This is a genomic window from Pseudomonas sp. PNPG3, from assembly GCF_023093815.1.
GTDB classification, from domain to species: domain Bacteria; phylum Pseudomonadota; class Gammaproteobacteria; order Pseudomonadales; family Pseudomonadaceae; genus Aquipseudomonas; species Aquipseudomonas asiatica.
Map to the genome: position 1 here is coordinate 52,204 of NZ_JALLKV010000020.1, position 12,956 is coordinate 65,159.

14 protein-coding genes are annotated in these 12,956 nt (G+C 64.8%); 10 read left to right on the forward strand and 4 right to left on the reverse strand.

Annotated elements, in window-relative coordinates:
* Window position 1 precedes the first annotated feature (1 nt).
* Together MJ643_RS15135 and MJ643_RS15140 are read right to left on the reverse strand one after the other, a co-directional pair.
* Window positions 2–478 carry a YchJ family protein gene (locus MJ643_RS15135; protein WP_015271542.1) on the reverse strand — a complete coding sequence of 159 codons (477 nt, stop codon included), beginning with the start codon at window positions 476–478 and terminating at the stop codon, window positions 2–4.
* 2 nt (window positions 479–480) lie between these two features.
* The gene (locus tag MJ643_RS15140) at window positions 481–975 is read right to left on the reverse strand and encodes a DUF6231 family protein (protein ID WP_047595774.1); all 495 of its coding nucleotides are present in this window, start codon (window positions 973–975) and stop codon (window positions 481–483) included.
* A gap of 159 nt (window positions 976–1,134) precedes the next feature.
* Here MJ643_RS15140 and MJ643_RS15145 point away from each other — a divergent pair, with 159 nt between their 5' ends.
* The 4 genes from MJ643_RS15145 to MJ643_RS15160 all read left to right on the forward strand — a co-directional run bounded on the left by MJ643_RS15145 (window position 1,135) and on the right by MJ643_RS15160 (window position 3,761).
* Window positions 1,135–1,827 (forward strand): OmpA family protein, encoded by a 693-nt coding sequence (locus tag MJ643_RS15145; protein WP_003258902.1) that lies wholly within the window; start codon window positions 1,135–1,137, stop codon window positions 1,825–1,827.
* An 89-nt stretch (window positions 1,828–1,916) separates the two neighbouring features.
* Complete coding sequence (locus tag MJ643_RS15150; RefSeq protein ID WP_024087647.1) at window positions 1,917–2,636, forward strand: OmpA family protein; 720 nt, start codon at window positions 1,917–1,919, stop codon at window positions 2,634–2,636.
* A gap of 98 nt (window positions 2,637–2,734) precedes the next feature.
* Window positions 2,735–3,010 (forward strand): DUF1145 domain-containing protein, encoded by a 276-nt coding sequence (locus MJ643_RS15155; protein ID WP_013973933.1) that lies wholly within the window; start codon window positions 2,735–2,737, stop codon window positions 3,008–3,010.
* On the forward strand, window positions 3,003–3,761 hold the full coding sequence (locus MJ643_RS15160; protein WP_024087646.1) for a hypothetical protein: 759 nt from the start codon (window positions 3,003–3,005) through the stop codon (window positions 3,759–3,761). The genes MJ643_RS15155 and MJ643_RS15160 overlap by 8 nt, the downstream gene beginning before the upstream one ends.
* Before the next feature lie 118 nt (window positions 3,762–3,879).
* On the opposite strand, the gene MJ643_RS15165 is transcribed toward MJ643_RS15160, so the two are convergent.
* Window positions 3,880–4,344, reverse strand: a complete 465-nt coding sequence (locus MJ643_RS15165) for a CopD family protein (RefSeq protein WP_003258897.1) — start codon at window positions 4,342–4,344, stop codon at window positions 3,880–3,882.
* A gap of 98 nt (window positions 4,345–4,442) precedes the next feature.
* On the opposite strand from MJ643_RS15165, the gene dinG reads away from it, so the two are divergent.
* From dinG to pdxH, 5 genes are all read left to right on the forward strand, one after another.
* Window positions 4,443–6,587 carry an ATP-dependent DNA helicase DinG gene (dinG, locus tag MJ643_RS15170; protein ID WP_013973931.1) on the forward strand — a complete coding sequence of 715 codons (2,145 nt, stop codon included), beginning with the start codon at window positions 4,443–4,445 and terminating at the stop codon, window positions 6,585–6,587.
* Between the two features lie 81 nt (window positions 6,588–6,668).
* Window positions 6,669–8,903, forward strand: a complete 2,235-nt coding sequence (locus MJ643_RS15175) for a beta-galactosidase (protein ID WP_013973930.1) — start codon at window positions 6,669–6,671, stop codon at window positions 8,901–8,903.
* A gap of 227 nt (window positions 8,904–9,130) precedes the next feature.
* On the forward strand, window positions 9,131–10,276 hold the full coding sequence (locus MJ643_RS15180) for an EstA family serine hydrolase (RefSeq protein ID WP_023660953.1): 1,146 nt from the start codon (window positions 9,131–9,133) through the stop codon (window positions 10,274–10,276).
* Window positions 10,277–10,375: 99 nt separating this feature from the next.
* On the forward strand, window positions 10,376–11,353 hold the full coding sequence (locus MJ643_RS15185; RefSeq protein WP_031324384.1) for an OmpA family protein: 978 nt from the start codon (window positions 10,376–10,378) through the stop codon (window positions 11,351–11,353).
* An 18-nt stretch (window positions 11,354–11,371) separates the two neighbouring features.
* Window positions 11,372–12,019, forward strand: coding sequence for a pyridoxamine 5'-phosphate oxidase (gene pdxH, locus MJ643_RS15190; protein WP_013973927.1), 648 nt, complete (start codon window positions 11,372–11,374; stop codon window positions 12,017–12,019).
* A 40-nt stretch (window positions 12,020–12,059) separates the two neighbouring features.
* Here pdxH and MJ643_RS15195 read toward each other — a convergent pair whose 3' ends face one another.
* Window positions 12,060–12,293: a hypothetical protein gene (locus MJ643_RS15195; RefSeq protein ID WP_013973926.1), complete on the reverse strand. Its 234-nt coding sequence runs from the start codon at window positions 12,291–12,293 to the stop codon at window positions 12,060–12,062.
* A 146-nt stretch (window positions 12,294–12,439) separates the two neighbouring features.
* Here MJ643_RS15195 and MJ643_RS15200 point away from each other — a divergent pair, with 146 nt between their 5' ends.
* Window positions 12,440–12,904: a glycine zipper 2TM domain-containing protein gene (locus tag MJ643_RS15200; protein WP_013973925.1), complete on the forward strand. Its 465-nt coding sequence runs from the start codon at window positions 12,440–12,442 to the stop codon at window positions 12,902–12,904.
* Window positions 12,905–12,956: the final 52 nt, after the last annotated feature.

Here is a 12,956-nt window from a genome sequence, read left to right on the forward strand (position 1 = left end):
GTCAGCTACCCACGTAACTGGCGCAGCATTTCTTGAACTTCTGGCCGCTGGCGCAGGGGCAAGGGTCGTTGCGCCCGGCCTTGAGCCCGACCGTGGGGTCGATGAAGTACCAGCGCCCGGCGTGCTGGACGAATGCCGAGCGCTCGCGGTGCTGATGGTCACCCTCCTGGTCGTGCCAGCGTGCAGTGAAGGTGACAAAACCGTGCTCCGGCTGGCCGCCCAGCACCTCAGCGCTTTCCACCTCCAGGCCCAGCCAGGTGCTCTGGGCGCTCCAGGCGGCCATGGCGGCACGGTCCAGGCCGGCTTGCTGGGCCGGCAGGGTGGTGGCCACGAGGTAGTCGACCAGGCCCAGCACGTAGGCACTGTAGCGTGAGCGCATCAGCGCCTGGGCATCGGGCGCCGGGGTGCCGGCGTGGTAATGCCCGCAGCAGGCGTCGAGCAGGTTGCCACTGCCACAAGGGCAGACCGAGACACTCATCATCACCACCAGTACTTGCCGAAGTTTTCAGGGTTGGCCCAGAACTTGGCATTCAGCCAGTCCGGTACCTGCTTGTAGTCATGTAAATCATAGGTGAACAGGCTCAATACCTGCTGGTCACGGTGGAATTTCTCGCTGGCCGACAGGGCAAGGGCAAAGAAATCGGTGTCCTGCCAGCCACAGGCGGCCAGGTCGGCCAGCACCGCGACCCGGCTGGCATTGAGGTTGCGAATGCCACCGAGCAATTCCAGGCCGGTGCGTTTTGGCAGGTGCTCCAGGCAGTCCACCAGTACCGCCAGGTCAAAGCGCTGGGCTGCCAGTTCGGCCGGCAGCGGGCCTGGGGCGGACATGGCGATGGTTACCTGTGGGTGCGCCTGGGCGAAGGCGTCCAGCGCCGGGAAGCGCGTGCCCACCAGCAGCAGGCGTTGCGGGGTGAAGCGCTCGAGCAGGGCCGCCAGGGCCTGCTGCGGGGTGCGCTGGGAAAAACCGTCGGTCATTGCCAATCCTCGTTGAAGTCGTCCAAGACTAGCGGGCCGCAGCGTGCGGGCAAAGAGGCATGTGACTGTGTCGTGGCTTATTGGTGGCAGGGATCAGATGCTCGGTCTTTACTCCCTGAAATCGGCCTTATGCCGATTCCCCCTAGGAGAAGCAATGAAATGAGCATAGTACGCACAGCGATACCCCTGGTTCTGCTCACCAGTGTGTTGACTGGTTGTGCAGGTTTGCAAAAGACCGACTGGCCGAAATGTGCCGCCGTCGGGGGTGTAAGCGGCGCTGCCCTGGGCGCCATCGAGAGCTCCAGCTGGGCTGGTTGGGGCGCGTTGCTGGGCGGTGGCCTGGCGGCGGGCTATTGCTGGGCCCATGGCGATGGCGACGAGGATGGCGACGGCGTGCCGGACAGCCGTGACAAGTGCCCAGGCACCCCGCGCGGTGTGCAGGTCGATGCCAACGGCTGCCCGCCGGAGCCGGCCGCGGTGGTCGAGGAAGTGGTGGTGCAGAAGGAAGAAGTCATCGTCATCCGCGATGTGCACTTCGAGTTCGACTCTGCGCGCCTGACCGCCAGCGACAAGGAGCGCCTCAACACCATCGCCACGCGCCTGAAACAGGAGGCGCCGTCCGCCCGCCTGAGCGTCAGCGGCCATACCGACAGCGTCGGCTCCGACAGCTACAACCAGAAACTGTCCGAGCGCCGTGCCCACTCGGTGACCGATTACCTGGTCGAGAGCGGTGTGCCGCGCAGCAGCTTCGTGTCGGTGGTCGGTGCTGGTGAAACCCAGCCGGTGGCAGACAACGCCACGGCCGAGGGGCGTGCCATGAACCGCCGTACCGAGATCAAGATCCAGCGGTAGATCGGCGTGCGCCCGTGCCTTGAGCAGTGGTACGGGCGCGTCTTCACGGCGGTCAGCCGTCCGTGGCCAATGACACAGGAGCATTCAGCATGAGTGTGACGTCGAAGGCGGCGCTGCCGCTGTTGGTGGCTGCCAGCCTGCTAGCGGGCTGCGCCACCCACAGTGATGGCAGCGCGCCGCTCAACCAGAGGACCTGGCCCATCTGCAGCCTGCTCGGCGGCCTGGTCGGTGGTGGCCTTGGCGCCATCGAAAGTTCGAGTTGGGCGGCTGGCGGCGGTGCCCTTGGCGCCATCGCCGGGGGCCTGATCTGTTACGCCCAGGATGGCGACGAAGATGGCGACGGCATTTTCGACCGCCGCGATCGTTGCCCCGATACCCCCGCCAACACTGCGGTCGACCACATGGGTTGCCCGTTGAAGGTGTACCCCGCATCGCCGCCTGCCACTGAACCTGAACCCTCGCCGGAGGTGATCATCCTGGATGACAACGGCGCGGTGATGTTCGCCTTCGATTCCGCCGAGCTGACCCCTGCGGCCCAGCAGCGCCTGCAAGGCCTGGTGGCAAAACTCGATTCACCGACGGTGGCCAAGGTAAGCGTGATCGGGCATACCGATAACGTCGGCTCCGACAGCTACAACCAGGCACTTTCCGAACGCCGCGCCAGCAGCGTGGCCGTTTACCTGATCGGCCAGGGGCTGGAGGCGGGCAAGGTCACCAGCCAGGGGCGCGGCGAGAGTGAGCCGCTCACCGACAACGAAAGCGAGGAGGGCCGTGCCCGCAACCGACGGGTGGAACTGCACCTCAACTGAGTGGTGCTGGCGCCTGTCCGGGCATTGCAGTTAATGTTGGTCGCACGGCCCGCTCGAACGGGCCGTCTCGACATAACAACAATCCATGGGGGCGGGATATGAAGTTCATCCTGGGCTTGGGCAAGGTCCTGACTGTCGCTTTCTGGGGGGTGGTGCTGTTCAATCAGTTCATGCCACAACCCTTGCCCTTCAACCTGCTGATCAACGCCGCCGGCATCACTTTGCTGGGCCTGCACCTGCTTGAAGTGCTGTTCTTCAATGGCAGCTTGCGCGGCCGCAGCCACCGCTGGTTCGATCGTTTGCAGATCCTGTTGACGGGTATCTTCCATGTCATGTCCATCCCCCGTGTGCAGGAGGCGCCGCGAAATGCGTAATCTGATGTTATTGGCCATGTTGGCCGCTCCCCTGGCCCAGGCCGAAAGCCTGGAGGTTGCTGCCAATTCCATGCTGCGCCTGCCCGACAAGTCGGCCAGCGTGCACCTGGCACAGTTGCGTGTCGCTGATGCCGCAACCCTGCTGCTGCCTGCCACGCTCGCGGAATTGAAGGTCGACCAGCTGGAGCTGGGGCGCGATGCGCGTATCGCCATTGCACCTTCCGATAGCCCGTTGCTGATCGAGGCGCGCAGCGCGCGGCTGGGTGAGGGTAGTGAATTCAGTGCGCCGGGAGCGGCGGGCACTTACCAGCGGGGAGCCCGGTCAGGCCGCAGCCTGGACCTGAAACTGGCTGAAGTGGATGCCGAGCGCCTGGCTATCGATGCCCGTGGCGGTGCCGGTGCGCCGGGGTACGTGGGGCTGGATGGCGCCAACGGCCAGGCCGGTGGCTGCACCTGGGGCCAGGCCAGCCGCGGTGCCAACGGCGATGACGGCGGCAACGGGCACGATGGCGCGCCGGGTGGGCGCATCCGCCTGAGCGTGCCGCAGGGCTTCCCGCAGGAACGCATCGTGGTGCGCCTGGACGGCGGCGCACCGGGCAAAGCCGGGGCTGCTGGCAAGGCCGGCAAGGGCGGGGCTAGCAAGGGTTGCCTGGTGTACCGCACAGACGCCGGCGCCAACGGCCGGCCGGGGCAGCCGGGCCAACCTGGGTTGGCCGGCGCTGCAGGTGAGCTGATTCTGCAGCGCTTGTGAAAACCTGTACTGGCCCTATCGCCGGCAAGCCAACTCCCACTGCGACCGCATCGGCTGCAAGCCATGTGCAGTACCTTTGGGAGCTGGCTTGCCGGCGATAGGGCCGGTGCAGGCAATATCAGAGCATCAACCGCGAACTGGCCACGGCTACCACCGCCAGACCGAGCAGCAGGTTGATCCCCACCATCCGCCGAATCCGTCCCAGCACTGCCGCACCTGCCGGCCAGTCCTCGGCCTGCACTGCCGCCCTCAACTCCGGCAGCAGCAGCGCCTGGATGCGCATGAACAGGGCAAACATGGCGATGCCCCCACCGATCATCACCTGCACATATTTCGGTGCAGTCTCGAAGCCGCTGAAGCGCATGTGCAACATGCCGATACCACTTATCGCCAAAATCGCCACGGCCAGCCAGACCCAACCGAAGAAGCGTCGGAAAACTTCCACCCACAAGCGCAGCCGGGCAGGCCCTTCAAGGGCTGCAACCGTTGCCGGGCGCAGCACCAGCCAGGCGAAGAACATGCCGCCGACCCACACCAGGGCGGCCAGGACATGCAGTGTGTAGGGCAGGGCAAAGGCAAGCATCCGGATCTCCATGCGGCATAAAGGGCAATAGCGGGGTATGATAGCCGCCCCATGCGAAACACTGAAAATATATCCAGCCCTCCGGGCGCCTGCAGACCATGATCAGCAACGAACTCAAAGCCACCATCCAGGGCGCCTATACGCGTTTTCTCGAAGCCAAGAGCCTCAAGCCGCGCTATGGCCAGCGCCTGATGATCGCCGAAGTGGCCAAGGTGCTCGGCGACATCGCCTGCGACGAAGAAGGCCGCCGTGCCGGCGAGCCTGCCGTGGTGGCAGTGGAGGCGGGCACCGGTACCGGCAAGACGGTGGCCTACAGCCTGGCTGCCATTCCGGCCGCCAAGGCCGCCGGCAAGCGTTTGGTGATCGCCACCGCCACCGTGGCGCTGCAGGAGCAGATCGTCTTCAAGGACCTGCCCGACCTGATGCGCAGCAGCGGGCTGAACTTCAGCTTCGCCCTGGCCAAGGGCCGTGGCCGCTACCTGTGCCTGTCCAAGCTCGACATCCTGCTGCAGGAGGGCCACGCCCAGTCGGCCACCGCCCAGCTGTTCGAGGAAGAAGGCTTCCACATCGAAGTCGACGAGCGCAGCCAGAAGCTGTTCAACAGCATGATCGAGAAGCTTGCCGGCAACCGCTGGGACGGTGACCGCGACAGCTGGCCCGAAGCCTTGGAAGACCAGGACTGGGCGCGCCTGACCACCGACCACAGCCAGTGTACCGGCCGTCATTGCCCGAACTTCCAGCAGTGCGTGTTCTACAAGGCCCGCGAAGGCATGGGCAAGGTCGACGTGATCGTCACCAACCACGATATGGTGCTGGCCGACCTGGCCCTGGGCGGCGGCGCGGTATTGCCCGACCCGCGCGACACCATGTACGTGTTCGACGAAGGCCACCACCTGCCGGACAAGGCCATCGGCCATTTCGCCCACTATTCGCGCCTGCGCTCCACTGCCGACTGGTTGGAGCAGACCGCCAAGAACCTGACCAAGCTGCTGGCCCAGCACCCGCTGCCCGGTGACCTGGGCAAGTACATCGAGCAGGTGCCGGAGCTTGCGCGGGAAGTGCGCACCCAGCAGCAGTTCATGTTCACCCTGTGCGAGCAGGTTGCCGACTTCCGCCCCAGCGAGGACAACGAAGGCCGTGAGCGCCCGCGCTACCGCTTCGAAGGCGGCGTGGTGCCGGAGCAGATTCGCGAAGTGGGCATCGAGCTGAAAAAAGGCTTTGCCCGCCTCAACGACCTGTTCACCCGCTTGGCCGACCTGCTCAAGGAAGGCATGGACGGTGAGGTCAACATCGGCATCGCCAGCCACCAGGCCGAGGAGTGGTATCCGCTGTTCGGTAGCCTGGTCACCCGTGCCCAGGGCAACTGGGAACTGTGGACGGCCTTTACCGCCGAAGATCCGGAAGACAGCCCACCCATGGCCCGTTGGCTGACCCTGGCCGAGAGCGGTGCGCTGTTCGACATCGAAGTCAATGCCAGCCCCATTCTGGCCGCCGAAATGCTTCGCCGCAGCCTGTGGAGCGTGGCACATGGCGCACTGGTGACCTCGGCGACGCTGACTGCGCTGGGCAAGTTCGACCGCTTCCGCATGCGCTCGGGGTTGCCCCGTGACGCGGTCACTTGCGTGGTGCCCAGCCCGTTCGTGCATGGCGATGCCGGCCTGCTGCGGGTCCCCGACCTAAAGGCCGACCCGCGCGATGCGGCGGCGCATACCGCAGCGATCATCCGCGAACTGCCGAACATCGTCGAAGATGCCCGTGGCGCGCTGGTGCTGTTCTCCTCGCGCAAGCAGATGCAGGACGTGTTCGATGGCCTGGACCGTGACTGGCGCAAGCTAGTGCTGATCCAAGGCAACCTGTCCAAGCAGGAAACCCTGAACAAGCACAAGGCACGGGTCGACGACGGCCAGCACAGCGTGTTGTTCGGCCTGGCCAGCTTTGCCGAGGGTGTCGACCTGCCGGGTGCCTACTGCGAGCACGTGGTGATCGCCAAGATTCCCTTTGCCGTGCCTGATGACCCGGTCGAAGCGGCGTTGGCCGAGTGGATCGAAGCTCGCGGCGGCAACCCGTTCATGGAAATTGCCGTGCCCGATGCCTCGCTGCGGCTGATCCAGGCCTGCGGCCGCCTGCTGCGAACCGAACAGGACCGCGGTGTTATCACCTTGCTTGACCGGCGCCTGGTCACCCAGCGCTACGGCAAGGCTATTCTCAATGCGCTGCCGCCGTTCCGGCGGGAGATTTCCTGACCGCCGGAGCACACTTGCTCCGGCGCGTTGTCCATTACTCAGTCGTGGGCCATGAGGGCCCTGAAGGAGAGCCCCAGCCTTATGGTCCGCCGTACCCTGCCTGCCGTTTTTGCCCTGTTGTTCAGCTCGCCGTTGCTGGCTGGGCAGCAGACGCTTTTCAGCTTCGTGCGCCCGGCCTCGGTGGTCAATGTGGCGACCGAGGATGCCGGCATGCCGCAGTACAACGCGGAGCAGACGGCCGAAGGAGAAGTGTTGCGGCGCGTGGTGTTCAACCCGGCCCTGCGGCCGACCCTGCGCCTGAGTCCGCAAAGCGGTGTGTGGGACTGGTCCGGCGGTCAGTTCCTGACCTTGCGCCTGCAAAGCGCGATGGATTGGGCGCTGACCGTGGACGTGGTGGTGCAGGGCAGTGATGGGCGCACGTTGACCAGCCGCATCGACCTTCCGGCCGGTCCTGCACAAACCGTGATGGTACCGCTGACGGCCAGTTCGCCGTTGAGCCAAGGCATGCGCGCCGGCCCGCCCATGCCCTGGAACCATGGCGGCCAGCGCCTGCTGCTGACCAGCAGCGCCGGTGCGGTCGACCTCAAGCAGGTGACGTCGGTCAGCCTGAGTATCCCCAACCCCAAGGTGGCGCAGAACCTGCTGATCGAGCGGGTGGGCATCCAGGATGACGACCAGGCATACAAGGCGGCCTACCAGGAGCTGATCGATGCCTATGGCCAGTCCACCCGCGGCCATTGGCCAGAAAAGGTTACCAATGACGAGCAGCTCAAGGCGGCCGATGTACGCGAGCAGCAACAGCTCAAAGGCTGGCTGGCAGAGCGTGGCAAGCAGCAGCTGGACGCGTACGGCGGCCTGCTGGCCGGGCCGGCGTTCGAGGCCAAAGGCTTCTTCCGCACCGAAAAGCGTGACGGCCGCTGGTACCTGGTAACGCCCGAGGGGCATCCGTTCTATTCCCTGGGGGTGAATGCCGTCGCCGCGGATGGCGGGCGTACCTACGTCGCCGGGCGTGAGGGGATGTTCAAGGGGTTGCCGGGTGAGGAGGATGCACTGGCCGCATTCTATGGTGATGGCAACAACGACGATGGCAACCCCTCGTCGCAAGGGCGCAACTTCAAACAGGGGCGCTGGTTCGATTTCTATGCCGCCAACCTGCAGCGGACCTATGGCAAACCCTGCCCGCCCGCGGTAGAGGGGCAGCCGGCAAGCTGCCCACCATTGGCGCTGGATACCGCCCGCTGGCAGGCGCATGCGCTCGACCGCCTGCAGGCCTGGGGTTTCAATACGCTTGGCAACTGGAGCGAGCCGGCCCTCGGCCAGGCCAGACGCATGCCGTACACCTTGCCATTGTCGATCGTGGGTGATTACGCCAGCATCAGTACCGGCATGGACTGGTGGGGCAGGATGCCCGACCCGTTCGACCCGCGTTTTGCCATGGCCACCGAGCGTGCCGTGGCCATTGCCGCCCGCGATCACCGTGACGACCCTTGGCTGATTGGCTATTTCGCCGACAACGAACTGGCCTGGGCGGCACCCGGTAGCGACCCCAAGGCGCGTTATGGCCTGGCCTACGGCACCTTGCGCCTGACTACCGATGTGCCGGCCAAGCGTGCCTTCCTCAAGCAATTGCGCGACAAGTACCGCAACCAGGAAGGGCTGTCCAAGGCTTGGGGCATCGAGCTGACTGCCTGGGAACTGATGGAAGATCCGGGCTTCGAGGCGCCTTTGCCCGACCCGGAGCACCCGGAAATCGAGCGTGACTACCAGTATTTCCAGCAAGTGTTTGCCGAAACCTACTTCAAGACCATTGCCGACTCGCTGAAATGGCATGCGCCCAATCACCTGCTGCTGGGTGGCCGCTATGCCGTCAGCACGCCAGAGGCGGTCAAGGCCTGCGCCGAGTTCTGCGATGTGCTCAGCTTCAACTTCTATACCCTGAAGCCGCAGGACGGCTACGACTTCGCCCGTCTGGCCGAGCTGGACAAGCCGGTGCTGGTGTCCGAGTTCCAGTTCGGCTCGCGCGATCGCGGGCCATTCTGGCCGGGGCCGGTGGAAGTGGCGCGCGAAGAAGACCGCGGCCCGGCCTATGCCAATTTCCTCAAGGCGGCCCTGGCGCAGCCGATGATCGTTGGCGCGCACTGGTTCCAGTACCTCGACCAGCCGGCCAGCGGCCGCCTGCTCGATGGCGAGAACGGGCACCTTGGGTTGGTGGCGATCACCGATATGCCCTACCCGGGGTTTGTCGATGCCGTGCGTAAGAGCAACTTGCAGGCAATGAGCCAGCTGCGCGTCCAACTGGAAAAACCGGCGCCCTAGCCCAGGACGACGCGGTCTTTTTGTGGGAGCGGCCTTGCGTCGCGAAAGGACTGCGAAGCAGTCCCCTGAATTCAGCGGCGCTGCATAAATTGCCGGGGCTGCTGCGCAGCCCATCGCGACACAAGGCCGCTCCCACAGTGACCACCCAGCCCAAGCCAGTTTGCAAAACGCCAAACTACTGAAACAATGCACACCATTTTCGGAATTGGTCGTACGGAGAACAGCGGGTGCAGATCCAGGGTCACTATGAGCTGAAGTTCGAAGCAGTGCGCGAAGCCTTTGCCGCGCTGTTCGAAGATCCCCAGGAGCGTGGCGCCGCGCTGTGCATCCAGGTTGGTGGCGAAACCGTGGTCGACCTGTGGGCCGGCAGTGCCGACAAGGACGGCCAGCAGGCCTGGCACAGCGATACCATCGCCAACCTGTTCTCCTGCACCAAGACCTTCACCGCTGTCACCGCCCTGCAACTGGTCGGCGAGGGCAAGCTGGCCCTTGATGCGCCGGTGGCCAACTACTGGCCCGAGTTCGCCCAGGCAGGCAAACAGGCGATCACCCTGCGCCAGCTGCTCAGCCACCGCGCCGGCTTGCCGGCCATTCGTGAGCTGCTGCCGGCCGAGGCACTGTATGACTGGCAGGCCATGGTCGATGCGCTGGCTGCCGAAACGCCCTGGTGGACACCCGGCACCGAGCATGGCTATGCCGCCATTACCTACGGCTGGCTGATCGGCGAGCTAATCCGCCGTGCCGACGGCCGTGGCCCCGGCGACTCGATCGTGGCCCGTACCGCTCGGCCGTTGGGGCTGGATTTTCATATCGGCCTGGCGGACGATGAGTTTCATCGCGTAGCGCATATCGCCCGTGGCAAGGGCAACGCCGGCGACGCTGCAGCTCAGCGCCTGCTGCAGGTGACCATGCGCGAGCCCGAGGCCCTGTCGACCCGCGCCTTCACCAACCCGCCGGCGATCCTGACCAGTACCAACAAGCCGGAGTGGCGGCGCATGCAGCAGCCAGCCGCCAACGGCCATGGCAATGCGCGCAGCCTGGCGGGCTTCTATGCCGGGCTGCTGGACGGTAGCCTGCTCGAATCAGAGCTGCTCGACGAACTCACCCGTGAGCACAGCCTCGGCCAGGATCGTACTCTGCTCACCCAGACCCGTTTTGGCCTGGGCTGCATGCTCGACCAGCCAGACGTGGCCAATGCCACGTTCGGCCTCGGGGCCCGCGCCTTCGGCCACCCAGGCGCCGGCGGCTCGGTTGGTTTCGCTGACCCGGAACACGATGTGGCCTTCGGTTTCGTGGTCAATACCCTTGGCCCTTATGTGCTCATGGACCCGCGAGCCCAGAAACTGGTACGCGTCCTTGCCAGTTGCCTTTGATCGGGTAATGCGGGTATTGCCCCAGCCCTTTGACTATCCTCAATGCCAACGCCTGAAGGGCGTAAGCAAAATTTCTTTCTATTTCATGGTGTATCGCTGATGTCTTCACACAAAACCTTAGCACTCGCCCTGTGCCTGACCGCCGTTACCGGCTGCGCCAGTCACCCCCAGGACGGCTCGAAGGACAGCGCCTCGAGCTGGTGGCCCTTCGGTTCGGACAAGGTTGCCGAGCAGGAAGTGAAGCAAGCCGTCACGGAAAATGTGGCCAAGGCCGACGCCAAGTCCGACAACGCCAGCCGTTGGTGGTGGCCGTTCGGCGGTGAAGAGAAGCAGGCCAAGGGGCCGGTGGTGCCGAAGGTCGACCAGAAGGCCACCCAGGCCTGGCTGGACGAGTACGAGCCAAAGCTGCGTGAGGCGATCAAGGGCAGCAAGCTGGAGCTGGAGCGTCGTGACAACGTGCTGGCCGTAACCATCCCGGTGGACAGTTCGTACAACCCCGATCGCCCGAACATGCTGCTGCCGATGACCCTGGGCCCTATCACCCGTGTGGCCAAGACTGTCGAAGGCGATGCCAAGACCGCCGTGCTGGTACTCGGCCATGCCGACAGTAGCGGTGTCGCTGCCGCCAACCAGAAGCTCAGCCTGGAGCGCGCCGCTTCGGTGTCGGCCATCTTCCGCCTCAGCGGCCTGCAGCGTGATCGCCTGAACCTCAAGGGCATGGGCTCGGAAATGCCGCGCGCCGCCAACGACAGCGCCGAGGGCCGTGCCCTGAACCGCCGTGTGGAAATGCTGCTGACCCCGCAGAACACCATGGTCGCCCTGCTGGCCAAGTACCAGCAAGCCGCCCCGGCCCGCGCCCCGATGGTGGCGGTGCAGGACGTCAAGGCGCCTGCTGCCAAGCCTGCCGACAGCAAGCCGGCCACCAAGGCTGCGGCGAAGAAGCCTGTGACCAAAGCCAAGGCCAAGGCGCCAGCCAAGACCACGGCCAAGAAAAAAGCTGCGCCGGCCAAGCCGGTTGCCAAGAAAGCTACCACTGAAAAGAAAGTAGCTGCCAACAGCCCTGCGAAGACCAACTGATCGTCAAGGAACGCAGCAATGACCCAATCCCTGGCCGATATGCGCCGCGACTACACCCGTGATGGCCTGGCCGAATCCCAGGCCCCGGGAGAGCCGTTCGCCCTGTTCCACCAGTGGTTCGCCGAAGCGGTGAAAACCGAGCAGGTGCCGGTGGAAGCCAACGCCATGACCTTGGCCACTGTCGACGGTGAAGGCCGCCCGCACTGCCGTATCTTGTTGCTGAAGGGGCTCGATGAGCGTGGCTTCACTTTCTTCACCAACTACGATAGTGCCAAGGGCCAGCAACTGCTGGTCAACCCTTTCGCCGCCATGACCTTCTTCTGGCCAGCGCTGGAGCGCCAGGTGCGCATCGAAGGGCGGGTGGAAAAGGTCACCCCCGAGGAGTCTGACGCCTACTACCAGGTGCGCCCGCTGGGTAGCCGCCTGGGGGCTTGGGCTTCGCCACAGAGCCAGGTGATTGCCGGTCGTGAGGAGCTGGAGGGGCTGGTCAAGGCCACCGAGGCGCGCTTTTCCGACACCCAGCCGCATTGCCCGGAACATTGGGGTGGGTATCGTTTGCTGCCTGAACGCATCGAGTTCTGGCAGGGGCGGGCCAGCCGCCTGCATGACCGACTGAACTACCGGCTGGTAGATGGGCAATGGCTGCGGGAGCGGTTGGCGCCCTGAGATTCCGGGGGCTGCGCAGCAGCCCCGGCACTCCATCAGGCTACCCAGGATACCCCGCAGCTTCCCGCTCCAGCCACCCCGCCAACTGCTTGCGCCCCACCTTCTCCACCCGCGCCTGCTCCAGCCTTTGCAGCATATACGCGCGTTTTTCCGGGTCCGACCCTGCCAGCGACAACGCCAGGTCACGGTCCATCCAACGGCGCATGCGCACATACAGCCACCAGTGGAAATACAGCCCCGCAACGGTGGTGACCACGACGATGAAGTAATCCATGGCTATCCTTGGTCTCACTTGAAAGGCCTCGACACAGCCGTGCAGGCTGTCCCTTGGCTGAATGAAAACAATTTTATTACGTTTGTACCGTGACAGCCGTCAACGTGCAGCGTCTAATGAGCACCTGACTTATGGAGACCTTACCCATGCGTAAATCCGCTTTGCTGGTGGCGACCTTTACCACCATGTCGCTGTTGCTGGGTGGCTGTGCCTCGAGCCTGACCGGTGACAGCTACTCCCGTGATGAGGCCCGCCGCGTGCAAACCGTGCGCATGGGCACTATCGAGTCCCTGCGTCCGGTCAAGATCGAAGGCACCAAGACCCCGATCGGTGGCGGTGCTGGCGCCATCGTGGGTGGCGTGGCCGGGAGCGCCGTGGGTGGTGGCCGTGGCAGCATCGTCGCCGCCGTGATCGGTGCCGTTGCCGGTGGCCTGGCCGGTTCCGCCGCCGAAGAGGGCCTGACCCGTACCCAGGGTGTCGAAATCACCGTGCGTGAGGACGATGGCAGCATGCGTGCCTATGTGCAGGCCGTGCAGCAGAACGAGATCTTCCGCGTTGGCGACCGCGTGCGCATCATGACCGTCGATGGCACCAGCCGCGTCACGCACTGACCGTAGCCCAACAAGACAAGACCCCGACATGGCGCTCGCCAGTCGGGGTTTT